The following is a 23310-nucleotide window of genomic DNA, read 5'->3' on the forward strand; positions in this document are numbered from 1 at the left end:
GGACACCCCCCTGGGCGCCCGTCGGCGTCCCCGGAGCCCACGAGCCGGGTCCGATCACCGGCCGAAGCCATAAGGTAGGACGCATGAACGATCGCATGGTGTGGATCGACTGCGAGATGACCGGGCTCTCGCTGACGGACGACGCACTCATCGAGGTGGCCGCGCTGGTCACCGACTCGGAACTGAACGTACTCGGCGAAGGGGTGGACATCGTGATCCGCCCGCCGGAGGCGGCGCTGGAGACCATGCCCGACATCGTGCGGCGGATGCACACCGCCTCCGGTCTCCTCGACGCCCTCCCCGACGGCACCACCCTCGCCGACGCCGAGGCACAGGTCCTCGCCTACGTCCGCGAACACGTCAAGGAGCCGCTCAAGGCCCCCCTCTGCGGAAACTCGGTCTCCACCGACCGCGGGTTCCTCTCGCGGGACATGCCCGCCCTGGAGAGCCACCTCCACTACCGGATCGTCGACGTGTCCTCGATCAAGGAACTGGCCCGCCGCTGGTACCCGAGGGCGTACTTCAACAGTCCGGAGAAGAGCGGCAACCACCGGGCCCTCGCCGACATCCGCGAATCCATCGCCGAGCTGCGCTACTACCGCGAAGCGGTCTTCGTCCCCCAGCCCGGCCCCGACTCGGACACGGCCAAGCAGATCGCCGCCCGCCACGTCCTCCCCGCGGAATGAGCCCCCGCTCGCGCCCGCCGACAATGCGGGCGCGAGCACTCGCCCGGACCCTGTAGACTTCTTCTCGGCCGGTCGGGGAAACCTTCGGGAAAACCGCCGGTCATGGTGGGTATAGCTCAGCTGGTAGAGCACCTGGTTGTGGTCCAGGATGTCGCGGGTTCGAGTCCCGTTACTCACCCTGATGGGCGAAGGGCTGACCTGTGAAGACAGGTCAGCCCTTCGTCGTGTCTCGCCATGTATCGCCCTGTGCGGATTCTCGGGAACCAACGACACCCAGGCGGGAGCCCCCCGGGGGGCCTGTCGACCGGCGTGATCATCGGCCTGGGCATCGCGGACGTGTTCGTCCTCCTGATCGCACTCGGCTCGCTCGCCGGCAGCCTCGGCTCCGGCGAAGGCAAGCAAGGCACCCCCGGCCGAGGAGCCGGCCGAGAAGGCGCCGGTCACGGTGACGGCGACGGGAAGTTCGCGGCGAAGTACGTGACGTACACCGACGGCCTGTTCGGCAAGGGCGTGCGCGGCAACGTGTCGTGACCCGCGGAAGGTCCGTCGCGCCCCCTCCGCGACGGACCTCAGCACGCGGCTCGCGCGGACCCCGGGGCGCAGGGATGACGAAGGGCGCGCGCCCCGGGCGGCGGAGGGGTGGGTGGGGGCAGGCCGGGGCGCGCGCGTGTGGGGGGTTACCGGTAGGCGGCGAACGCCTTGGTGAAGGCCAGCGGCTGCTGGAGGATCGACGAGCAGGTCGCGTCGGCGTGGTTCACGGCGCCGGCCGCGCACTGCTTGTCGCGGGTCGAGGACCACATCGACAGCCAGCCGAGGCCCTTGGACCGGGCGAAGTCGACCAGCTGGGTGGCGTCATCGACCCGGAAGACCTCGGTGGTGACGTCGTTGACGCCGATCATCGGGGTGACCGCGACGGCCTTCCAGGCAGCCGCTTCCGACAGACCGAGAACGCCCTTGACCTGGGCCTGGGTGGCGGTCGCGGCCTGGATGGCGTAGTCGCCCATGTCGCCGCTGTAGGCCGGACCGTAGTCCATCGCCATGATGTTGACGGCGTCGACGCGGACCCCGTTCCTCTTCGCGTCGGCGAGCAGGTCCACGCCCGGCTGGGTCAGGCCCTCGGGCATGACGGGCAGGGTGAAGGAGACGTTCAGGCCGGGGTGGGACTTCTGGAGCTGCGCGACGGCCTGGGCGCGGCGGGTGTTGGCGGCGGTGTCCGGCAGGGCCGCGCCCTCGATGTCGAAGTCGACCTTGGTGAGCGCGTACTGGTCGACGACCTTGCCGTACGCGGCGGCGAGGGCGGCGGAGGTCGGGCAGTTCAGGGCCAGTTCGTGGCCGGCGGCGCCGCCGAAGGAGACCCGGACGTCGCCGCCCTTGGCGCGCAGGGCGCCGATCTGGGAGGCGACCCTGTCGTCGGCGAGGCCGGTCACCCCGCCCCACAGCGGCGCGCAGGACCCGCCGGAGGTGATGAAGGCGAGGTTGAACTCCTTCACCCCGGTGGCGTCGGCGGTCGCCAGGAGGTCGTACGCGGGGTAGAGGGAGGTGTCGACGTACGGGGCGTACCGGGCGGCCGCGGACGGGGCCCCGGGGCCGGTCGGCGCGGTGGCGGTGGCAGTGGGCTTCGGGGACGCCGTCGCGGTGGGCGGCACGCTCGGGGTCGCCGGGGTGCTCGGGGTCGCGGAGGCCGTCGGGGCGGCGGTGGCCGTGGGCTGCCCGGTGGGGCGGCCGCTGGGCGTCGGGGTGACGCCGCCGACCGAGCAGGTCGCCTGGTCGATCAGGCAGTTCGCGGGGTCCCCCGCCTCGCCGGAGGCCGAGGTGACGAAGCCGACGGTGACGGACTGGCCGGGGGCGAGCCGCTCGTTCCAGCTCGCGGGCTTCACGGTGACGTGGCGGCCCGTGACGGTGTGTTCGCCGTTCCACAGGGACCCGATGGTGGTCCCCGCGGGCAGGTCGAACTCCAGCGTCCAGCCCCCCGACCGGACGCTGGAGGTCTCGTTGGTGATGACGTACTGGCCGGTGTAGCCGCCGTTCCAGGAGCTCGTCCTGGTGTAGGCGGCGCCGACGGCCGCGGCCTGCGCGGTGCCGGTGAACGCGAAGGCCGCGCCGCCGATCACCGCCGCCGTGACGACCGCGCCGACCGCCTTGGTCCTGCCGGTCGTCCTGCGCCGGTGCGTGCTGGTGCCCATCGCGTGCCTGCCTCTGTGTGCCGGGGGTGGAGGTGGGTGCGGGCAGCACGCTAGCGAGGGGGAAACGGACAAATGCGTACGGGAGGGGGCTGGTTGAGGATTCTTAGGCTCCGCTTAAGGAAGCCATCGGGAGGAGGAAAGGTTCGGGCCTCCGGCGGGCCGGTCGGGGGCCCCGGGGCCCCCCGACCGCCGGGCCCCTGGGGCGGGAGTCCCCGGCCGGAGGCCAGGTCCCGGCCCGGCGCGGGCGCTGCTCGCGTGCGGTCAGGCTCCCGGCGCCCGGCGGGGGGAGCCGGCGGGCCGTTTGCGGCGCCCCACGCGGTGGCCGCGCCGGCCTCCCGTACCGCCCGAGCGGCGGCCGTCGAGGCCGATCCAGACGCGGACCTCGGTGCCGCCGAGGACCGAGTGCCCGATGCGGACGTCCCCGCCCGTGGACTCGGCCATCCGCCGCACGATGTCCAGACCGAGGCCGGTGGAGCCGTCGCGCCGGCCGCTGTTGCCCCGGGCCAGCGCCGCGGCCGGGTCGGCGATGCCCGGCCCGGCGTCGGAGACCAGGACGATCACGGCGTCGTCGCCGTTGTGGAGGTCGACGGAGAAGGCCGTGCCCTCGCGGGTGTGGCGGAAGACGTTCCCGAGCAACGCGTCGAGCGCGGCGACCAGTTCGGGCCGGGCCACCGGAATCCGTACCGGCCGGTCGATGCCCGCGACCCGCACCTTGCGGTCCTCGTCCTCGGCGAGCGCGGACCAGAACTCCATCCGCTCCCGGACGACCTCGGACGCGTCACAGCCCGCGCCGGGCCCGGTGGCCTGCGTCTGCGGCTTGGCGTCGCGCGCCGTGCGGATGATGGTGTCGACCTCGCGCTCCAGCTGCGCCACGGCCGCCCGGGTCTGGTCGGCGGCCGGACCGGAGCCCAGCGAGGCCGCGTTGAGCCGCAGCACGGTCAGCGGGGTGCGCAGCCGGTGGGACAGGTCGGCGGCCAGTTCCCGCTCGTTGGCGAGGAGCCGGACGACCTGGTCGGCCATGGAGTTGAAGGCGATCGCCGCCGACTTCAGCTCCGGCGGCCCCTCCTCGGGGACGCGTGCGCCGAGCCTGCCCTCGCCCAGGTCGTGGGCGGCGCCCGCGAGACGCTGCGCGGGCCGGACCATCCGTACGCCGAGCCGGTCGGCGACGGCGACCGAGCCGACGATCAGGGCGATGCCGACCCCGGCCAGGACCAGCCAGGCGGTGGCGACGCCGTTGCTGGCCTCGCCTTCGGGGACGAAGAGTTCGACGACCGCGACCTGGCCGGAGCCGAGGGCGGTGGGCTGGAGCAGCACGGAGCCGCCGTCGACCTCGGCGATGGTGGCCCGGCCCAGCTCGCGGGTGGTCCGCAGGTCGTCCTCGCCGGCCCGGCGGGTGCCGATCTCCAGGGCCTTGCCGCCCGGCTCGTCGGCGGCCGGGACGTGCACGGCCATGCGCCCCGCCGCTCCGTCCTCGGTGGTGGCGACGGCGCGGTCGAGCTGCTCGCGGTCGGTGGTGATGGCGAGGACGGGCGCGAGTCCGGCGGCGCGCCGCTCGGCGTTGGAGAAGGCGCGGTCGCTGGCCATCTCCTTGACGACCAGGCCGAGCGGTACGGCGAAGGCGACGACGACCATGGCGGTGACGGCCAGCGACACCTTGACGAGGGCCCATCTCACGGCCGGGTCTCCCGGGGCGGCTCCAGCTTCACGCCCACCCCGCGCAGGGTGTGCAGATAGCGGGGACGGGCGGCCGTCTCGCCCAACTTCCGGCGCAGCCATGACAGATGTACGTCGATGGTCTGATCGTCCCCGTAGGACTGCTGCCACACCTCGGCGAGCAGCTCCTTGCGGGCGACGACGACTCCGGGCCGCCCGGCGAGGAAGGCGAGCAGGTCGAACTCGCGGCGGGTCAGGTCGAGCGGGGCCCCCTCGAGTTCCGCCTGGCGGCGCAGCGGGTCGATCGAGAGGCCGCCGACCTGGATCACCCGGGGCGGCGGCGCCTCGCCGGCCGCGGCCCGCGAGCGGCGCAGCACGGCGGCCATGCGGGCGGAGAGGTGTTCCACGGAGAAGGGCTTGGTGAGGTAGTCGTCCGCCCCGTCGTTGAGGAGGCGGACGATCTCCGCCTCGTCGTCCCGGGCCGTCGCGATGATGACGGGGACGTCGGTGATGCCGCGCAGCATCTTCAGCGCCTCGGACCCGTCCAGATCGGGCAGTCCGAGGTCGAGGATGACGACGTCGAAACGGAGATGGGCGACCTCGCGCAGCGCCTCCAGGGCCGTGCCGACGCTCCGTACGGTGTGGGAGGCGTCGGTCAGGTGCCGGATGAGGGCGGAGCGCACGAACTGGTCGTCCTCGACCACGAGCACACTTGCCATGGGCGGCACCGTACGCCATGTGGGGGAACGTGGACCAAGCTCCACCCTGCGGGACGGCGGTGCGGGTGGTGGTGCAGTATGGCCCGGATGCGTAGAGGACTCGTACACGCCCTGGCGTGGTCGCTCGCCACCGGCGCGGCGGTCACCCTCTCCTGGTGGGGGGTGCACACGGTGCTGGCCGGGACGGTCTACGACCCGCCGCGCGCGCTGCCCATCCCGGCCGGCGCCACCGGGGCCGCGGCGTCCGGGACCGCCTCCCCTTCGGCCTCCCCGAGCGAGCGGCCGAGCCCGTCGGCCACGCCCTCCGCGACGCCGTCGGCGCCGCGGAAGACGGGCGGCTCCCCCTCGGCGTCCTCGGCGTCCGGCCCGTCGGACCGGCCCACGGCCTCGCCGCCGGACGGCGGGGGGCGGGTGAAGGGCTACACCGTGGACGGCGGCCGGGTCGTGTTCGAGCTCGGCGCGACGTCGGCGGAGCTGGTCTCGGCGACACCGTCGTCGGGGTGGCAGATGCAGGTGTGGAAGCAGCCGACCTGGATCCGGGTCACCTTCACCCGGGACGGCCGCGAGCTGTCGGTGTTCTGCGTCTGGCACGACACGGCGCCGCGGGTGGAGATCGACGACCGGTAGGGGCGGCGTCCGGTCGGGGCGCGGCGGGTCGCGGCGGTGTCCGGCGGGCTCAGCGGAAGGCGGCGGCCGGGGGTACGGGTGAGGGTTTGGCGCCGGCGTCGGTGACGGGGGTCGCTCCGCCGGTGAAGTCGGCGAGGGCCCTGCCGTGTTCGACCCTGCCGGGGTGCGGGTCGGTCGCCACCCGGCGGGTCAGCTCGGCCACCGGCAGCTCCCGGTCGGAGGCGAGGAGGACGGCGTTGCCGAAGCGGCGGCCGCGCAGCACGGTCGGGTCGGCGGCGAGCGCCAGCTCGGGGAAGACGGTGGCGGCGGTGGCGATCTGGCCGCGCAGATGGGTCAGCGGCGGGCCGTCGGCCAGGTTGGCGGCGTAGAAGCCGCCGGGCTTGAGGGCCCTGCGGACCTCGGCGAGGAACTCGGTGCTGGTGAGGTGCGCGGGGGTGCGGGCGCCGCTGAAGACGTCGGCGATGATCAGGTCGGCCCAGCCGTCCTGGACCTTGGCGAGTCCGGCGCGGGCGTCGGTGGAGCGGACCCGGATGCGGGCGCCGGTGTCGAGGGGCAGTTCGCGGCGGACCAGTTGGACGAGGGGGCCGTCGAGTTCCACGATCTGCTGGGTGGAGCGGGGCCGGGTGGCGGCGATGTAGCGGGCGAGCGTGAAGGCGCCGCCGCCGAGGTGCACGGCCTGGACGGGCCGGTTCGGCGGGGCGGCGAGGTCGGCGATGTGGCCGAGGCGCCGCTGGTACTCGAAGGACAAGTGGGCCGGGTCGTCGAGGTCGACGTGCGACTGGGGGGCGCCGTCGATGAGCAGGGTCCACCCGCGGGGCCGTTCCCGGTCGGGTATGAGTTCGGCGAGGCCGCCGTCGACGGTCTCGACGACGGCGGCGGCGGTCGCCACCCGTTCGCGCTGCTTGTTCCTGGCCACGGAACCCATTATCCCGGTAGCGGTCGGGGAAGCTCGATGGCCGCCCGACGGGCCGTACGGGGTGGGTCGGCGGGGCGACCGCGAAGGCTCGGCGGCGTCGGGGAGGTTCAGTGGCAGCCGTCGGCGGCGGCGATCAGGCGGGCCGCCTGGCCGAGCGCCTCGCGGAGCACCGCCGGGTCGGTGACCTGGCCGCCGTCGTCGGGCGGCAGCAGCCAGTCGGCGGGACGGGCCGCGCCGCCGTCGGCCGGATCGGGCAGCTCCGGCAGCTCGGGGATGCGCAGGCCGCGGCCGGAGGTCTGCGTACACGCGCTGCCCGGCATGTCCCAGCCTTCGGCCGTGCCGGGCGGGACCAGGAAGCCGAGGGTGTGGCAGGCGCCGTCGTGCAGGACCGGGCCGACGACGGGGGCGCCGCCGCGGCGCAGGATGTCGACCGCCTCCAGGCCTTGCCGGACGGGCACGGTCACCAGGTCGCAGGGCTCGCCGTGCGGGGCGCCGGCGTCCGGGGCGGGCAGCTGCCGCGCGGTCGACTGCGATCCGATCTCCACCATGGGGACCCCTCCTCGCTCTGAGAAGACACGTTCCGTCTCTCCGCATGGTTCAACGCCCGCGCGCGTCAACGGCTACGGCGGCACGCCGCCGCAAAGGATGGCAGTTCATGGCAGATCGCGAGCGAGATATCCGATTTGTGGCCAAACTCTGTGTGCCCGCCTGGTCACAGCAGGTACGTTCATGCCCGCCGGAACACCGGTAGCACCAGGAGAGGGCTCGGCCATGGCGATGTCACGGGCAGTTCCCAATCTCGCCTTCCGCAGGCTCCGCGGACAGCTCTCGCCGGCGGAGTTCGCCGCGGCGGTCCGCCGGGCCGCGCGGGAGATCGGCGAGCAGGTGGCCTGCGACCCCCGCTACATCGGACGCGTGGAGGCGGGCGAGATCCGCTGCCCCAACTACGCGTACGAACGGGTGTTCCTGCACATGTTCCCCGGTCTGAGCCTGGCGGACCTGGGCTTCTCGGCGCGGGAGGCGGTACGCGGCCGACGGTCCGCCGTCGCGGCCGGGCCGCCGCCTCCGCCCGCCATCACGACCCGGAACGATGAGGAGAGCGACGTGCTGCGTCGCGCATTCATGACGAGCGGCACCGCCACCGTGGCGGCCGCCTCGCTGGGACTCGCGGGCTCCGCCGCCGCGATCCCCGCCCCGCGCGGTACCCACCGGATCGGCGAGGCCGAGGTGCGGGCCGTCGAGGACGCCGTACGGCAGATCCGACTGCTCGACGACCGGCACGGCGCCGGGGGGCTCTACCAGGCGGCCGCCCAGCCGCTGCGGACGGCGTACGCCCTGCTCGACGCGGGCACCGCGGCCCGCCGTTCCACCGAGGACCGGCTGCACGCGGGGGCGGGCGAGCTGGCTATCTCGGTCGGCTGGCTGGCCCACGACTCGGGCCGGCTGGACGACGCCCGCTCCTACTACGCCGAGGCCCTCGCCACCGCGCGCGTGGCGGGCGATCCGGCGCTGGAGGCGCACGCGTTCTGCAACACGTCGTTCCTGGCCAGGGACGCCGGACGGTACCGGGAGGCGGTGCGGGCCGCCCAAGCGGGGCTGCGGGCGGCGCGGCCGCTCTCCTCGGCCCGGCTGCTGTCGCTGCTCACCCTGCGGGAGGCCGGGGCCTGGGCGGGGCTCGGCGACAGGACCGCCTGCGAGCAGGCCCTCGGTCGCGCGCACGCCCTCTTCGCGCGCGGCCCCGGGGACGGCGACCCCGAGTGGATGTCGTTCTTCGGGGAGCCGGAGCTGGAGGCGCTGGAGGCGCAGTGCTGGTCGGCGCTGGGCGAGTGGGGCCGAGCGGCGCGCCACGCGCACCGGGCGACGGTGCTGCAGAACCCGCACTTCGCCCGCAACCTCGCGCTCTACCGCGCCCAGTTGGCGAGCGACCTCGCCCATGCGGGCCGCCCGGACGAGGCGGCGGCGGAGGCGCGGCGCGTGGTGGACGCGCTGGGCGACGTCCAGTCCTCCCGCATCCGCCGCATGCTGGCGACGACCCAGCAGCTCCTCGCCACGGCCCGCTGAGGGGGGCGCCTCGGGGGCGGGGGCCGGGAGGCGGCGATCGGCCGGCTTCGGCCACCTGGCTACCCGCCGTGCGGGGCGACCGTGCTCGGGGGCCGGGCCCTGGGCCGTCCCACCGCCCGGGACGTACGCCGAAGCCGGGGCGCGGGAGGCGGGGGTGCCGGAAGCGGGGCGCGGGGTGCTCGGGGCCGCACCGTCGGCCGGCAGCCCCGAGCCCGAGACGGGCGTCAGCGGCGGGCGGCGATCGGCCCGCGGCCGGTCAGCCGTCTCACTCCATGTGGCCCGTGTCGTTCCAGCGCTCCAGCGCCGGGGCGCCGTACGCCCAGCCCAGGACCGACAGGCTCGTCGGGTCCAGGCGGATCCGGGCGCCGAAGGAGAGGTCCTCGCCCAGCCAGCGCGCGGCGATCGTGCGCAGGATGTGGCCGTGCGCGAAGACCAGGACGTCCCGCTCCGCCGACCGCGCCCACTCCACGACCTCGTCGGCGCGGGCCGAGACCTGCTCGCGGGTCTCGCCCTCGGGGACGCCGTCGCGCCAGATCAGCCAGCCCGGCCGCAGCTCCTGGATCCGGGCCGGGGTCAGCCCCTCGTAGGCGCCGTAGTCCCACTCCATCAGCGCGTCCCAGTCCTCGGCCCGCTCGCCGAAGCCCGCGATCTCGCAGGTCTCACGCGCGCGTGACAGCGGACTGGTGCGTATCTCCAGCTCCGCGAGGCCGTTCCAGGGCGCCCTGTGCAGCCGCTCCCCCAGCAGCTTCGCGCCGCGCCGGCCCTCGTCGAGGAGCGGAATGTCCGTCCTGCCGGTGTGGCGTCCGAGCAGCGACCATTCGGTCTGGCCGTGCCGGGCGAGCAGGATGCGCGGTGCCATGAAGGCTCTCCCTGGGGTACCGGGTTCACAAGTGCGGTGCTCCCCCCATCATCGCGTACGTGAACGGAGGGCGACGCGGGGGCAACCCCCGGGTCCGTTCCGGCGTCCCCTAGGTCGTGCCCGAGAGGGGAACGCGCGTATGAATCCGAGGGCCGTACGCACCGGGCGACGACCGCGCTGGTGGACCGAGCTGCTGCTGATCGCCGTCGTGTACGCCGCGTACTCGGGCGGGCGGCTCCTCGTCCGGGGGGACACCGGGACCGCCGTCGACCACGGCCTGGCGATCCTGCGGATCGAGAAGCTCCTCCATCTGAATGCCGAGCACCCGCTCAACCGGCTCTTCACCGAGACGCCCGCCCTCGGTATCCCCGCCGACTTCGCGTACGCCTCGCTCCACTATCTCGTCACGCCGGCCGTCCTGATCTGGCTGTTCCACCGCCGCCCGGGCCACTACCGCGCCGCCCGCACCTGGCTGATGGTCTCGACCCTGCTCGGTCTGGTCGGCTTCACCCTGCTGCCGACCTGCCCGCCCCGGCTGCTCGACGCGAGCCACGGTTTCGTCGACACGATGGCGCAGTTCAGCTCGTACGGCTGGTGGGGCGCGGAGGCGAGCGCCCCGCGCGGGATGGGGGCGATGACGAACCAGTACGCGGCGATGCCCAGCCTGCACGTCGGCTGGGCGCTGTGGTGCGGGGTGATGCTGTGGCGGTACGGGCGTACGCCGCTGTTCAGGGCCCTCGGTGTCGCCTACCCGCTGCTGACCGTGATCGTCGTGATGGGGACGGCGAACCACTACTTCCTCGACGCGGTCGCGGGGGCCGCCGTGATGGGGCTCGGCCTGCTGCTCGCGGGGCCGGTGACGCGGTGCGCGGACCGGTTGCGGGTGGTCTCCGGAGGCGTACGTTCCCCTGTTGTCAGTGGGGGATGCGAGACTTCGGCGGGTGAGCGATTCCCTGGGCAGCGGAGCTCCTCGGCCTCCGCAGACGACACTCCGGCACCGGCTCGCTGAGCTGCGCGGAGCGGCCGCCGTGCCGCGTCCGCTGGATGCGCGGGCGCTGGCGGCGCTGGCCGCCAATCCCGGCTGCCGGCGGCGTGCGCTGCTCGACGGGGCCGGGGTCGACAAGACGGCGCTGGCGTCGAAGCTCGGCTCTCCGGCGGCGTTCGGCCAGTCGCAGTTCGCGTTCATGCGGGGCAACGCCTTCGAGGCGAAGGTGAAGGCGGACGGCGGCCGTGAGCTGCTGCGGCTGCTCGGCATCGAGGAGCCGGGGGCGGTGCGGACGCCCGATCTGGCGGCGGCCGGGCCGCAGGGGCGGGCGGCCCGCACGGCGCTCGCGCTGCGCGAGGCGACCGAGGCCGGGGAGTGGGCGCTGCTCGACCATCCGATGCTGGCCCTCGAGGTGGCGGGGACGCCCGCCTATCTGGAGCCGGACGCGGTCGTGGTCCACCCCGACGGGCGGTGGACGGTCGTGGAGATCAAGTCCTTCCCGATGATCGATGGGGCCGCCGACGCCTCGAAGGTCGGCGCGGCCGCCCGGCAGGCGGCGGTGTACGTCCTGGCCCTGGAGCGGGTGGCGGTGGTCACGGACGGCGCGCGGGTGGCGCACTCGGTGCTGCTGGTCTGCCCGAAGGACTTCTCCAATCTGCCGGCGGGCTCCGTGGTGGACGTGCGCAAGCAGTTGTCGGTGACCCGGCGGCAGCTGGCCCGGCTGACCCGGATCGAGGAGATCGCGGACGCGCTCCCCGAGGGGGTCACCTTCGATGTGGAGGGGTGCTCGGCGGAGCAGTTGGCGCAGGCGGTGGAGGCGGTGCCGCACGCGTACGCGCCGGAGTGCCTGTCCGCCTGCGAGCTGGCCTTCCACTGCCGTGAGCGGGCGCGGGGCGCCGGGGCGGTGGAGGCGTTGGGCCGGTCGGTCCGCGGTGAGCTGGGCGGGCTGACGACGATCGGGGAGGTCCTCGCGGCGGCTCGCGGCGAGGCGGGCGACCCGGACGATCCGACGGTGGACGCGGTCCGCCGGGCGGCTGCGCTCCGGGCGGAGGCGCTGGCATGTCGCTGATCTCCACCCTCGCCCGATTCGAGGCGGTCGAGTCGGGCCGGGCGCAGCCGTTGGCCACGGTCCGGCACCGGCACGTGTCGCCGCGGCCCCTGGTCCTGGTGCCGTTGACGACGGCGGGCGAGGCGGGGGCGCCGCTGGGCGCCCTGGTCGGGACCGACCGGGAGGAGCCCCGGCTGCTGGTGGTGGCGCAGCCCCGGGACCGGGACCTGCGGTTCGCGTTCCTCGCCGACCTGGCCGGGGAGGTGCTGCCGTACATCGACGCGTTCGCCGGAGTGGTCGAGGCCGCGGAGCGGAACGAGACCGATCCGGAGACCGGCAAAAAGGTCAAGGTCGAGGTCGAACTGTGCGCGGACGCGCCGCAGTTGATCGTGCCGAGCCGGGCGGGTGTGGAGTACGTCCGGCTGCTCGGGCGGTCGACGCGGTTCCGGCGGACGGCGGAGCAGGACCCCGAGACGCCGTTCCCGGCGCCGCCGCGGGTGCCGCTGCTGGGCCGCTGGCTGACGCACTTCGGGGAGCGGGCGCGGGTGCCGGGCTCCTCGCTGCTGCTGGCGGCGACGGATCTGCTGAACCGGCACTGGGCGACGGGCCAGTCGTCCCTGGAGGACCAGCATCTGGGCGCGCTGCTGGCCTGGATCGATCCCCCGGAGGGGGAGTCGGGCGCGGAGGCGGCGCTGCGGGCCGAGCTGGGCCGGGACCGGGAGGGGCAGTTGCTCTGTCCGCCGGCCGGGCCGGCGACGGACCCGGCGTTCGACAACCGGCTTCTGGCGCCCGCGATCGAGCGTTTCGACCGGGCCAGGCAGGAGCTGGCCGCGGCCGAGGACGGCCGGAGCGCCGACGAGCGGCTCGGCGCCCTGCACGGTGCCGAGAGGGAGGTCCGGCGGCTGATCGCCTCGCAGCTGAAGCCGACCTGGGACGCGGTGTGGCGGGCGGTCGACCTGGCCCGGGAGCTGCCGGAGGGGTCCCGGGTCGCGGACCGGTGGACGCGCGACCGCTGGTCGTTCACCGGCCACCGCGACCGGGTGGTGGCCGGGGAGCCGCCGCAGCCCCGGCGGGACGACGCCGTGACGGCGGCGCAGAAGCTGGCGGCGCGGGAGTCCGCACAGGGGCAGTTGGAGGCGCAGGAGGCGCTCGACGATCCGCTGGTGCTCGCGGGGCGGCGGCTGTCGGGCGAGGCGTTCGTCGCCGAGGTGGTGGAGGTGGCGCCGGCCTGGTCGGAGTCGAAGCGGCCCTCGCCGCGCCCGCTGCTGACCGTGCGGACGGACGACCGGCCGCATCTGGGGGAGCGGGTGAAGGTGTACCGCTCGCTGGAGGGCAAGCCGCAGACGGCCGAGTTCGTGCGGTACGAGGAGGACGGTTCGCTGGTGCTGCGGGTCACGGACCGGATGGGGCGGTCGAAGGAGCCGGCGGCGGGGTCGGTGCCGGAGAAGGGCGACCGGATCGCCTGGACGCTCTTCGAGCACGACCAGCGGGTGGGGGCGAAGCTGCCGGATCCGGAGGAGACGCCCTGGACGCACGGCGGGCCGCCCCGCGCCGACGTCGTGGAACTGCCCGACACCGTGACCGCGGAGGACGTGCTGTGAGCTTTGATCCCGGGGCGGAGGCCGCCCGGGCGACGGGCGCCATCCTGGCGGACACCCTGCACGGTGACGCGCGCGGGGTGGTGGTGGACTCCCCGCCGGGGGCGGGCAAGTCGACGCTCGTGGTCCGGGCCGCGCTCGAACTGGCGGCCGCGGGCCGCCCGTTGATGGTGGTGGCGCAGACCAACGCACAGGTGGACGATCTGGTGCTGCGGCTGGCGGAGAAGGAGCCGGGGCTGCCGGTGGGGCGGCTGCACTCCAACGACAGCGACCCGTACGACAAGGCGCTCGACGACCTGGAGAACGTACGGAAGTCGGCGAAGGCCGGGGACCTCGCCGGTCTGGACGTGGTGATCTCGACGGCCGCGAAGTGGGCGCACGTGAAGAACGTCGAGCCGTGGGCGCACGCGATCGTGGACGAGGCGTACCAGATGCGCTCGGACGCGCTGCTGGCGGTGGCGGGGCTGTTCGAGCGGGCGCTGTTCGTGGGCGATCCGGGGCAGTTGGACCCGTTCTCGGTGGTCGGCGCGGAGCAGTGGGCGGGGCTGTCGTACGACCCGTCGGCGAGCGCGGTCTCGACGCTGCTCGCGCACAATCCGGAGCTTCCGCAGCACCGGCTGCCGGTGTCGTGGCGGCTTCCGGCGTCGGCGGCGCCGCTGGTGTCCGACGCGTTCTATCCGTACACGCCGTTCCGCAGCGGCACGGGCCACGGGGAGCGGCGGCTCTCCTTCGGGGTGGCGTCGGACGGTTCGGGGTTCGACCGGGTCCTGGACGAGGCCGCCGAGTCGGGGTGGGGCCTGCTGGAGCTGCCGGCCCGGCACACCCCGCGGACGGATCCGGAGGCGGTACGGGCGGTGGCACTGGTGGTGCGCCGGCTCCTGGACCGGGGTGGCGCCGCCGTCTCGGAGCGGGGCCCGGAGCCCGTCCCCCTCACCGCCGGCCGGATCGCGGTCGGCACGGCCCACCGCGACCAGGCGGCGGCGGTGCGGGCGGCCCTGGCGGAGCTGGGTGTCACGGGCGTGACCGTGGACACCGCGAACCGCCTCCAGGGCCGGGAGTACGACGTGACGATGGTGCTGCATCCGCTGTCCGGCCGTCCGGACGCCACGGCCTTCCATCTGGAGACGGGGCGCCTGTGCGTGCTGGCCTCGCGGCACCGGCACGCCTGCGTGGTGGTCTGCCGGGCGGGCGTGCCCGACCTGCTCGACGACCATCCGTCGACGGAGCCGGTGCAGTTGGGCGTGACGATGAAGTTCCCGGACGGCTGGGAGGCGAACCACGCGGTCCTCTCACACCTCGCGGAGCACCGGGTCTCCTGGCGCCCCTGAGCGGCCGGCGGTCGCGGCCGCGGCGAGGGCGAGGAGTGCGTCCACGGGCCACTGGTCGTCGAGGTGGGTGCCGTACTTCACGGCCACGATCCGGCCGTCCCCGCCGATGAGGAAGCCGGCGGGGAGGCCGAGCCGTCCGCCGTGCGGGCGGAGCACCGGCGGTGTGTCGCGGCCGCGCAGCAGGCCCCAGGTTCCGGCGGCGACGGCCCGCACCATCGGCCCCCAGGCCCGGGGGGAGACAGCGCCCGTGCTGATGCGCTGGTCGGAGACGGTGCTCGGACTCCTGGCCGAGGCGGGCGTCAACGGCGAACGGCGGGTCGTCGCGCTGCGCGGGCTGCTCGCGTACGTCGTCGGGGCGATTCAGCTCGAACACCTCGGATCGCTCTCCGGGCCGGGCACGGCGGTCATCGCCGAGCTTCCCGCCGGCCGCTTCCCGCACCTGGCCGAGGCCGCCCGCCGGGGCGCGGGATCGACGCCGACCGGGAGTTCTTCGGCGGGCTCGCGATCTGTCTGCGCGGCCTTCGCGACTGACGGCCGCCCGCCCCCTTGCGCGAGGCGGGACAATGGAGGGGACGGCCCGGGTCTCCGGGCCGCGGGTGTGCGAGGAGGAGAAGAACGATGGCGGAATCCGCGGAGCGGAACGGACAGCGGCGGCTTCGGCCCGCGCCGCTGGTCTTCGAGCCTGCCGAGGCGACCGCGGACCCCGAGCACTTCTTCGACCTGGAGTCGATGGAGGATCCGCGCGAGCTGCTGGCCCGGGCCACGGAGCTGACGCTGGCGTTCCGCGCGGCGACGGACCGGGCGATCGAGTTCCAGGCGATCGCGGCGGCCCAGCTGGCCGACCCCCGGCGTTTCGACCGGCTGACCGCGGCGGATGTCGCCGAGCGGGCGGAGTGGACCGAGGACTACGCCGTCCGGATGATCGACTTCGGTCGCGATCTGCTCCGCAACGGCGGACGGCCGCCGGAGGACTGAGCACCGCGTCGACGCGCGCCGGCGTGCGCCCCCCTGACGCGCCCCCGCACCACCCGTGTGGCATATGACCCGGGCGAAAGATACTCCTCCCCCGGCCCCGCTGTCCGGGTTTCCTTCAACTCTCTGAAACGTTCCGGTCACTCCCGGTAGACCTTGCGGTATGAGCGCATGGCTGCGAGACGAGACCCCCCTGAGCCCCGCCCAGAGCGACACCGACGAGTGGCGGACCGACCGGCCCGACATCTTCCGGTTCCTCCGCGAGCGGGACGAGGGGCGGCACCAGACCGCGCAGGTCACCGCCGCCGGGGCCGACTGGCTCGCCTCCGCGGCCTCGTACCCGCGCTCCACCCTCGCGCTCTGGGAGGCCCGCCCGGCCGCCCCCGCCGTGCTCTCCTGCGGGACCGTCTTCGACGTCGTCAACGTCGACACGATCTTCGGGCGGCGCATGCTCGACCGGCTCTGGACGGAGGGCCCCGGATCCGGGCCCGTCGCCGTCCACCGCGGCCGGATGCTCCTCTTCGCCGCCCCCGGCACGGCCCAGCGGTTACCCTCCCTGCTCGCCTGGGAGGAGTGGGGCGACTCCGTCCCGCCGCCCCTCTGCCACGGCACCGGCGACGCCGTGACCATCCCCCCGCTCCGCCCGCTCCAGCCCACCGGCCCGCGCTGGGTCGTCGCCCCCGACACCCGCCACCCCTGGCTCCCGGGGCCCGAGGTGATGCTCTGGGCCTGCGTCCGGGCGGTCCGCGCCGCCTCCGCCGCGGACGTGCGGATATCGATTTTTCCTCCCGCCGATCAGGATGCTAAGGTCTACGACGTCAGCAGGCGCCGCTAGCTCAGTTGGTTAGAGCAGCTGACTCTTAATCAGCGGGTCCGGGGTTCGAGTCCCTGGCGGCGCACAGACGGGAAAAGCCCCTCGCGGAAGCGGGGGGCTTTTTCGTGCGCCACGCCACCCGGGGTCACGCGCGGCGGGCCGGCACCGTCACCTTCACCGTCCACACCCCCGCCCTGGTCCGGTCCGCCACCTCCACCCGCGTCCCCTCTCCGGGCACGGTGAACGTCTCCCCCACCCCCAGCGGCGCGTCCGCAAGCGGCGGGAACACCGAACGGTCCCAGCACGCCTCGGTCCGCGGATGGGCGTCCACGACCTCGATCGGACCGTCCCCGGACGCCGCCTCGTTCCGTACGCGGTAGATCAGCACCCCCTCCGTGCAGGTGTCCTCGTCGTTGCCGGTCGCCCCGCGCGCCTCGATCGCCAGCGCCGTGCCCGGGCCCGTCCGCACCACCGCCAGCCGGATGCCGAGCGTGCCGCCCGCCACCGGCGGCGCCGACAGCGGCTCCAGGCTGAGCAGCCGCCCGCCCGGCTTCTGGACGCAGGCCACCTGCTTCCGCTCCAGCCAGCCCAGCTTCCACTTGTGCCAGCCGAAGAGATCGGGAGCCAGCCCGAACTGGCTGCCCATGACGTCCCAGTCCCCCACATGGGTGTCCCAGTCGCCCTTGCCGTCGGTGGGGCGGTGGTAGAGGTCCGGCAGGTCGAAGACGTGCCCGGTCTCGTGGGCCAGGACGTTGCGGTCCGGCGGGTGCCGCTCGAAGACGGTGACGACCCGCTTGATCTCCGTGTCGTCGACCTCGATCGGATGGTCCAGGTTGACGACCTTCGTGGCGTCGGAGTCCACGCCCGGCGCGTCCGGGTCGGCCACCAGATAGACGATGTCGAAGCGCGCGAAGTCCACCTTCTCGTTCGCCGCGTCGATCGCGTCGTGCAGGTACGCCGTACGCCGGCCGGCGTCCCAGTCGCGCTTTATGTCGTAGGCGGTGGAGGGCCGCGGCATCGCGATCCACTCGCGCTGGGGGTGCGCGCGCAGCGTGAACCGGCCGTAGGAGGCGCGCCGGAAGAAGTCGCTGGTGCCGGGGAAGTGGTCGGCGGTCAGGTCGGCGGGGCCGACCAGCGGGGTGGAGTCCGGGAAGGACAGGAAGATCATGACCGCGTCGAGGGTGCGGGTGGGCTGGGGGTAGGAGCCGTTCCAGGTGTCCAGGCCCAGGGAGTGGTGCGCGGCGGTACGGGGCAGGGCGCAGGGTCCGGCGGTCGCGCCCACGGCGGGGCCCGCCACGAGCCCGGTCGCGGCGAGCGCCATGAGGGAGGTGAACGCCGCCGCCGAGGCACGCAGCGTCGGACGCTCCACTCCCCCGGGTGTCTGCTGACCCCTCACATGGACCTCCGGCTCCGGAATGCGGGACACCACACCCACCTTGTGATGGTTCGCGGCATTTCGCACTATTCCGCTGCCCCAGTCGAGTGAGCGGGCGCCACGGGGTCGACGCGACACGCCCTCGCAACAGCTCACGGAAAGTCACATTCGGTCACACCGTCGACGTCCCGCGTCAGACCCGCACAGAAACGATCGAGCGGGGTGTGCGGGGCGGCCGCTCACACCCCCCGGGAGGCAGGACGGCCGCCGTGGAGCTGGATCGGCCCCCAGGCCAGCCTCTATGATCGGCCTACTTTCCTTGGCCGACCATCCCGACCACATCTGAACGGCCCAACTGCGCTACGGGAGCCAGCGGTGAGCGGAACCCCCGAAGGACCGGTGCACACCCAGCCCCCGCCCGCCCGGGAGCCCGCGCACCCGATCACGGAGCGTCATCCTGACCCCCGGGCCGAGGGCGAGCGGCGGCAGGACGCGACGGCGGGGCCCGGTGCGGACCCCGCGGGGCCTCCGGCAGGCCCGGACCCGCGGACCGCCGCCGAACTCCGCGACTACCGCGCCGCCTTCCGGGCCGCCCAGCTCGCCATGGCCGTCGTCGACCAGGACGGCGTGGTCGTCACCGCCAACGAGGCGCTCGGCACGCTCTTCGGCACCGAGGCCTCCGCCCTGCGGGAGCAGTCGGCCGCCGACCTCGTCGACCTCGCCTCGGACGGCCGCACCTGGCACGCGTACCGCGAAGTGCTGCGCGGCCGCCGCTCCCGCTTCCGCTGCACCCGCCGGCTCAAGCACCCCGACGGACGGTCCCTGTGGGCCGAGGTGACGGTCTCCCCCGTCCCCGACAGCCGCCGGGTGCTGCTCTCGATCGCGGACATCAGCGACCGGCGCGAGCTCCAGGCCCGTCTGCGCCACCTCCAGATGCACGATCCGGTGACCCGGCTGCCCAACCGCGCCCTCTTCTTCGAGCGCCTCTCGGCGGCTCTGGAAGCGGCCGCGCAGGAGGAGGAGCGCGCCGAGATCGGATCGTCTTACGAGTCCTACAGGCATGGCGGAACAGGGCGGATCGGTCTCTGCTACCTCGATCTCGACGGCTTCAAGGCGGTCAACGACACGCTCGGGCACCGGGTCGGGGACCGGCTCCTGGCCGCCGTCGCCGGCCGTCTGACGGAGTGTGCCGACAGCGACGGCTACACCCGCAGCGGCGGTCATCTGGTGGCGCGGCTCGGCGGCGACGAGTTCGCGATCCTGGTCGAGGAGTCGACCGGCACCGAGCAGCTCGCCGATCTCGCCCAGTCCGTCCTGTGCGCGCTCCAGCGTCCCTTCGACCTGGCCGGGCAGCGGCTCTCCGTCTCCGCCTCGATCGGTGTGGTGGAGCGCGGGGCCCGCGGGACCACCGCGACGGGTCTGATGCAGGCCGCCGACACCACGCTGTACTGGGCGAAGGCGGACGGCAAGGCCCGCTGGACCCTCTTCGACCCGGAGCGCAACGCGCACCGGATGACGCGGCAGGCGCTCTCCTCGACGCTGCGGCCGGCGGTGGAGCGCGGTGAGTTCGCGCTGGAGTACCAGCCGCTGGTGTGCATGGCCGACGGGGTGGTGCGCGGGGTGGAGGCGCTGGTGCGGTGGAACCACCCGCAGTTCGGTTCGCTCCCGCCGAATCGGTTCATCGGGATCGCCGAGGAGGACGGTTCCATCGTCGAGCTGGGCCGCTGGGTGCTGCGCACGGCGTGCCGGCAGGCCCGGCAGTGGCAGCAGGACCATCCGCGCGACCGCCCGCTGTTCGTGAGCGTCAACGTGGCGGTGCGGCAGGTCTGGGACTCGGACCTGGTGGCGGACGTCGCGGGCATCCTGGCGGAGACGGGTCTCGCCCCGCACCTGCTGCAACTGGAGCTGACCGAGTCGGCGGTGATGGGGTCGGCGGGCCGGCCGCTCCAGGCGCTCCAGGCGCTGAGCGACATGGGTGTGCGGATCGCCATCGACGACTTCGGTACGGGGTATTCGAACCTGGCGTACCTGAGCCGGCTGCCGGTCTCCGTCCTGAAGCTGGACGGGTCCTTCGTCCGGGGCTTCCAGGACGAGGCGCACGCCAACCCCGCGGACGAACTGATCGTGGAGGCGCTGGTGCAGCTGGCACACCGGCTCGGCCTCACGGTCACCGCCGAGTGCGTGGAGACCTCGGGCCAGGCGACCCGGCTGCGCCGGATCGGCTGCGACACGGGGCAGGGCTGGCTCTACTCCCGGGCGGTGGCCCCGGACCGTATCGCGGAGCTGATCGGGGTCGCGCCGCTGCGGGTGTGAGCCGCCCCCGCCCTCCGGGCATGGAACTGCCCCCGGCCGGAGGGACATTCCGGGCGGGGGCAGTGCTCAGGGGGTGTTCAGCCGGCTAGCAGGCGCCCTGGTCCTTCCAGACGCCCCACTCGCCGGTCGTGCCCGGCTCCTCGTTCTGGGTCCACCACTGGGCCTTCCAGCTGCGGCCCTTGTGGGAGACCTGCGAGCCGCCGGTGTAGACCGAGCCGGCCACGTACGCCGGGGCGGTGCAGCCGCCGGTCGGCGGAGTGGTGGGAGGCGTGGTGGGCGGGGTGGTGGTCGGGGGCGTCGTCGGCGGGGTGGTCGGCGGGGTCGTGGTGCCGCCGAGCGCGTCGTTGATCTGCTTCAGCAGGGTGATGTCGTTGTCCAGGCCGAGAAGCGAGTACATCATCGCGCCGGCCAGGCCCCGCTGCTTGCCGTAGTCCACGCGGGCCTGGACGGACCGCTGGTTCAGGCCGGTGAAGAACTCGCCGTCCTTGTAGAAGTACGAGGACTTGGACTGGTCGTCCCAGAAGGTCGTGGCCGCGTTGTCGACGATGCCGCCGAGCTCCTTGTAGTGCGCGATGCCGGCCTGCTGGCTGAGCGGGCGGGCGGCCGAGCCGCCGGTGGCGGACTGGGCGAGGCCGTTGGCGCTGCCCGCGGGGACGCCCTTCCAGCCGCGGTAGTAGAACTCGTAGCCGAGCGTCAGCTTGTTCGCGGGGAAGCCGCCGGCGATGCCGTAGGCCGGCTTGCCGTCGATCCAGGAGTCGATCGCGTTGTCGATCGAGTACTTCTCGGTGCCCGGCGCGATGGGGTCGGTCGGGTCGTTCGAGCCGGAGTACAGCGGGGACTGGTGGAACGTCGGCCCGTCGCCGTCCCAGGCGCCGTGCATGTCGTACGTCATGATGTTGGCGTAGTCGAGGTACGCGCCGATCTTGTCCGTCTCGATGTGCTTGATCTTGTCCTGGCCGGCCGGGAGGGCCGCGGTCAGCAGGTACTTCTTGCCGCCGTTCGCGGCGCCGTAGGCGTCGAGCTGCTTGCGGAACTCGGCGAGGAGGAGCGTGAAGTTCTGCTTGTCCTCGGGGCCGTAGTGGTTGCCGAGGTGGCCGTCCTTGGAGCCGGGGTACTCCCAGTCGATGTCGATGCCGTCGAAGATGCCGGCGGCGCTGCCGGGGCCGCCGAAGCCGCCCTCGACCGGGAGGTTGCCCTTGAGGTACTGGTCGACGCAGGAGGAGACGAGCTTCTTGCGGCTCGCGTCCGTCTTCGCCGCGTCGTGGAAGAACTTGGAGTAGGTCCAGCCGCCGAGCGAGATGTTGATCTTCAGGTGGGGGTACTTCGCCTTCAGCTCCTTGAACTGGTTGAAGACGCCCACGATCGGCTGGTTCCACGTGTCGGCCACGCCGTCGACGCTGTCGGCCGCCCCGAAGGACTTCTGGTAGTCGGCGTAGGAGTCGCCCGCACCGTCGCCCGCGTTGGGGTTGTTGTCGTCACCGGCGGCCTTGTTGGCCTCGAAACAGGTGAGTTCGGTGGGGTGGATGTTGCCGAACGAGTAGTTGATGACGTCCAGTTTGCTCGCGATGCCCCGGGTGTCGAGGTGCTTGGGATAGAAGGCGTTCCCGTACACGCTCCACTGGTCGTAGTACGCGATGCGCACGTTGCCGTCGGAGGCGGCGGCGGGGGTGGCGGTGTCGGCGGCCTGGGCGGAGCCGAGACCGACGGTCGCGGCGAGGGCGCCTGCGGCGAGGGCCGTGCTCAGGAGCGCGGCGATCAAGGGCTTGCGGGGGTGCACGTTCGGCCTCCGAGGGGTGACGCGAGACGGGAGTTGGTGAAGTGATAGCCCCTGGGCGAACGGCACGTCAATGGTCTGAACCAGATTGCGGACTAGACCAATTGGCAGGAGAAAGACCTCGTCAGAGAGGTGCAGCACACAAAGGAACCGCCCGCCACCACAGGTGACGAGCGGTTTAAGGTTCACTTAGGGGAGGCGGGGCCGATCGTTGCGGACTGAACCAACCCGCCGCTTTCCTAGGGCCTTTCGCCGAGTTCCGGCAGGCCGTACGCGTCCGCGATCAACTCGTAGCTCCGCAGCCGCGCCTCCCCGCCGTGGGCGTTGGCCGTGATCATCAGCTCGTCGGCGCCGGTCCGCTTGCGCAGGTCGTCCAGGCCCGTCCGGACCTCGTCCGCCGTGCCGAACACGACGTTCGCCAGCCAGCCGTTCACGAACTCCTCCTCCGCCGCGCCGAAGGGGTACGCCTCCGCCTCCTCCGGCGTCGGGATCAGGCCGGGCCGGCCCGTGCGCAGCCGCAGCATCGACAGCGCTCCGGTGAGGACCTGGCGGCGGGCCTCCTTCGCGTCGTCGTGCGCGAGCGCGGCCACGCCGATGAGCGCGTACGGCGCGTCGAGCACCTCCGAGGGACGGAAGGAGTCCCGGTAGAGGTCGAGCGCCGGGAGGGTGTTCTGCGCGGAGAAGTGGTGGGCGAAGGCGAACGGCAGGCCGAGCATGCCGGCGAGCCGCGCGCTGAAGCCGGAGGAGCCGAGCAGCCAGATCGGCGGGCGCCCCTTCGGCCCCTGCACCGGACCGGGCACGGCATGGATCCGGGCGTACGGGTGCCCGTCCGGGAAGTCGTCGTCCAGGAAACGGGTCAGCTCGACGAGCTGCTGCGGGAAGTCGTCGGCGCCTTCGTTCGGCCGGTCCGTCCGGCGCAGGGCGGCGGCCGTGGCCCCGTCCGTACCGGGCGCGCGTCCGAGGCCGAGGTCGATCCGGCCCGGGGCGAGGGCCTCCAGCGTGCCGAACTGCTCGGCGATCACCAGCGGGGCGTGGTTGGGCAGCATCACCCCGCCCGAGCCCAGCCGGATGCGGCGGGTGTGCGCGGCGAGATGGGCCAGGATCACGGCCGGCGAGGAGGAGGCGACCCCGGGCATCGAGTGGTGCTCCGCGACCCAGTGCCGGTGGTAGCCGCGCCGCTCGGCGAGCCTGCCGATCTCGACGCTGGTGGCCAGGGCCTGCGTCGCCGTCCGGCCGCTGCCGACGGTCACCAGGTCCAGTACGGACAGCGGTACGGGCGAGTCCCCGTGTGCCGTGCCCCGAATCGCGTCGCTCACCGTTGACGACCCTTCCGCAAAGACGTGTGTACGGAGGACCAGAACAGGAGGGTGTCTCCGCTTATTCCGCAGGATTGACATGT

Annotated in this window: 21 protein-coding genes and 2 tRNA genes; 13 read left to right on the forward strand and 10 right to left on the reverse strand. The window is 73.7% G+C overall.

Annotated elements, in window-relative coordinates; all coding sequences use genetic code 11:
- Nucleotides 1-83: 83 nt before the first annotated feature.
- The 3 genes from orn to ACFZBD_RS24475 all read left to right on the forward strand — a co-directional run bounded on the left by orn (nt 84) and on the right by ACFZBD_RS24475 (nt 1217).
- Nucleotides 84-686 carry an oligoribonuclease gene (gene orn / locus ACFZBD_RS24465; protein WP_391143049.1) on the forward strand — a complete coding sequence of 201 codons (603 nt, stop codon included), beginning with the start codon at nt 84-86 and terminating at the stop codon, nt 684-686.
- 105 nt (nt 687-791) lie between these two features.
- Nucleotides 792-864 (forward strand) — tRNA-His (locus ACFZBD_RS24470).
- A 131-nt stretch (nt 865-995) separates the two neighbouring features.
- The gene (locus ACFZBD_RS24475; RefSeq protein WP_391143052.1) at nt 996-1217 is read left to right on the forward strand and encodes a hypothetical protein; all 222 of its coding nucleotides are present in this window, start codon (nt 996-998) and stop codon (nt 1215-1217) included.
- A gap of 146 nt (nt 1218-1363) precedes the next feature.
- Here ACFZBD_RS24475 and ACFZBD_RS24480 read toward each other — a convergent pair whose 3' ends face one another.
- The 3 genes from ACFZBD_RS24480 to ACFZBD_RS24490 form a co-directional block, all read right to left on the reverse strand.
- Nucleotides 1364-2869 (reverse strand): cellulose binding domain-containing protein, encoded by a 1506-nt coding sequence (locus ACFZBD_RS24480; RefSeq protein WP_391143055.1) that lies wholly within the window; start codon nt 2867-2869, stop codon nt 1364-1366.
- A 261-nt stretch (nt 2870-3130) separates the two neighbouring features.
- The gene (locus ACFZBD_RS24485) at nt 3131-4543 is read right to left on the reverse strand and encodes an ATP-binding protein (RefSeq protein WP_391143057.1); all 1413 of its coding nucleotides are present in this window, start codon (nt 4541-4543) and stop codon (nt 3131-3133) included.
- Entirely contained in the window at nt 4540-5241 is a 702-nt protein-coding gene (locus ACFZBD_RS24490; RefSeq protein ID WP_391143060.1) for a response regulator, read from the reverse strand. Before ACFZBD_RS24490 ends, ACFZBD_RS24485 begins: the two co-directional genes overlap by 4 nt.
- A 78-nt stretch (nt 5242-5319) precedes the next feature.
- Between ACFZBD_RS24490 and ACFZBD_RS24495 the strand changes: the two genes are divergently transcribed.
- Nucleotides 5320-5868, forward strand: coding sequence for a hypothetical protein (locus tag ACFZBD_RS24495; RefSeq protein ID WP_391143063.1), 549 nt, complete (start codon nt 5320-5322; stop codon nt 5866-5868).
- 49 nt (nt 5869-5917) lie between these two features.
- Here the strand turns inward: ACFZBD_RS24495 and ACFZBD_RS24500 are convergent, their stop codons facing one another.
- Nucleotides 5918-6793, reverse strand: a complete 876-nt coding sequence (locus ACFZBD_RS24500) for a fused MFS/spermidine synthase (protein ID WP_391143065.1) — start codon at nt 6791-6793, stop codon at nt 5918-5920.
- Nucleotides 6794-6891: 98 nt separating this feature from the next.
- A complete protein-coding gene (locus ACFZBD_RS24505) occupies nt 6892-7332 on the reverse strand; it encodes a hypothetical protein (protein ID WP_391143068.1) in 441 nt (146 codons plus the stop codon).
- A gap of 223 nt (nt 7333-7555) precedes the next feature.
- On the opposite strand from ACFZBD_RS24505, the gene ACFZBD_RS24510 reads away from it, so the two are divergent.
- Nucleotides 7556-8845, forward strand: coding sequence for a tetratricopeptide repeat protein (locus tag ACFZBD_RS24510; protein WP_391143071.1), 1290 nt, complete (start codon nt 7556-7558; stop codon nt 8843-8845).
- A gap of 265 nt (nt 8846-9110) precedes the next feature.
- Here ACFZBD_RS24510 and ACFZBD_RS24515 read toward each other — a convergent pair whose 3' ends face one another.
- Nucleotides 9111-9704, reverse strand: coding sequence for a histidine phosphatase family protein (locus ACFZBD_RS24515; RefSeq protein ID WP_391143073.1), 594 nt, complete (start codon nt 9702-9704; stop codon nt 9111-9113).
- A gap of 139 nt (nt 9705-9843) precedes the next feature.
- Between ACFZBD_RS24515 and ACFZBD_RS24520 the strand changes: the two genes are divergently transcribed.
- Genes ACFZBD_RS24520 through ACFZBD_RS24535 form a run of 4 tightly spaced genes read left to right on the forward strand, consistent with a single transcriptional unit; the run spans nt 9844 to nt 14663 of the window.
- The gene (locus ACFZBD_RS24520) at nt 9844-10713 is read left to right on the forward strand and encodes a phosphatase PAP2 family protein (protein ID WP_391143075.1); all 870 of its coding nucleotides are present in this window, start codon (nt 9844-9846) and stop codon (nt 10711-10713) included.
- The gene (locus ACFZBD_RS24525) at nt 10646-11758 is read left to right on the forward strand and encodes a hypothetical protein (protein WP_391143078.1); all 1113 of its coding nucleotides are present in this window, start codon (nt 10646-10648) and stop codon (nt 11756-11758) included. Before ACFZBD_RS24520 ends, ACFZBD_RS24525 begins: the two co-directional genes overlap by 68 nt.
- Entirely contained in the window at nt 11749-13338 is a 1590-nt protein-coding gene (locus tag ACFZBD_RS24530; RefSeq protein WP_391143081.1) for a hypothetical protein, read from the forward strand. The genes ACFZBD_RS24525 and ACFZBD_RS24530 overlap by 10 nt, the downstream gene beginning before the upstream one ends.
- A complete protein-coding gene (locus tag ACFZBD_RS24535) occupies nt 13335-14663 on the forward strand; it encodes an AAA family ATPase (protein WP_391143084.1) in 1329 nt (442 codons plus the stop codon). Before ACFZBD_RS24530 ends, ACFZBD_RS24535 begins: the two co-directional genes overlap by 4 nt.
- Here the strand turns inward: ACFZBD_RS24535 and ACFZBD_RS24540 are convergent.
- The gene (locus tag ACFZBD_RS24540) at nt 14625-14966 is read right to left on the reverse strand and encodes a hypothetical protein (protein ID WP_391143087.1); all 342 of its coding nucleotides are present in this window, start codon (nt 14964-14966) and stop codon (nt 14625-14627) included. The genes ACFZBD_RS24535 and ACFZBD_RS24540 overlap by 39 nt on opposite strands.
- A 315-nt stretch (nt 14967-15281) precedes the next feature.
- Between ACFZBD_RS24540 and ACFZBD_RS24545 the strand changes: the two genes are divergently transcribed.
- From ACFZBD_RS24545 to ACFZBD_RS24555, 3 genes are all read left to right on the forward strand, one after another.
- Nucleotides 15282-15638: a hypothetical protein gene (locus ACFZBD_RS24545; RefSeq protein ID WP_391143090.1), complete on the forward strand. Its 357-nt coding sequence runs from the start codon at nt 15282-15284 to the stop codon at nt 15636-15638.
- Between the two features lie 160 nt (nt 15639-15798).
- A complete protein-coding gene (locus ACFZBD_RS24550) occupies nt 15799-16470 on the forward strand; it encodes a bifunctional DNA primase/polymerase (protein ID WP_391143093.1) in 672 nt (223 codons plus the stop codon).
- Nucleotides 16461-16534 (forward strand) — tRNA-Lys (locus ACFZBD_RS24555). The genes ACFZBD_RS24550 and ACFZBD_RS24555 overlap by 10 nt, the downstream gene beginning before the upstream one ends.
- A gap of 60 nt (nt 16535-16594) precedes the next feature.
- Here ACFZBD_RS24555 and ACFZBD_RS24560 read toward each other — a convergent pair.
- Entirely contained in the window at nt 16595-17875 is a 1281-nt protein-coding gene (locus ACFZBD_RS24560; RefSeq protein WP_391143096.1) for a M6 family metalloprotease domain-containing protein, read from the reverse strand.
- Nucleotides 17876-18199: 324 nt separating this feature from the next.
- Between ACFZBD_RS24560 and ACFZBD_RS24565 the strand changes: the two genes are divergently transcribed.
- On the forward strand, nt 18200-20137 hold the full coding sequence (locus tag ACFZBD_RS24565; RefSeq protein WP_391143099.1) for an EAL domain-containing protein: 1938 nt from the start codon (nt 18200-18202) through the stop codon (nt 20135-20137).
- 85 nt (nt 20138-20222) lie between these two features.
- Here ACFZBD_RS24565 and ACFZBD_RS24570 read toward each other — a convergent pair whose 3' ends face one another.
- Together ACFZBD_RS24570 and ACFZBD_RS24575 are read right to left on the reverse strand one after the other, a co-directional pair.
- Nucleotides 20223-21914, reverse strand: a complete 1692-nt coding sequence (locus ACFZBD_RS24570; protein WP_391143102.1) for a glycosyl hydrolase family 18 protein — start codon at nt 21912-21914, stop codon at nt 20223-20225.
- Nucleotides 21915-22150: 236 nt separating this feature from the next.
- Complete coding sequence (locus ACFZBD_RS24575; RefSeq protein ID WP_391143104.1) at nt 22151-23227, reverse strand: MsnO8 family LLM class oxidoreductase; 1077 nt, start codon at nt 23225-23227, stop codon at nt 22151-22153.
- Nucleotides 23228-23310 lie beyond the last annotated feature (83 nt).

This window comes from Streptomyces sp. NPDC008121 (assembly GCF_042957155.1).
GTDB lineage: Bacteria > Actinomycetota > Actinomycetes > Streptomycetales > Streptomycetaceae > Streptomyces.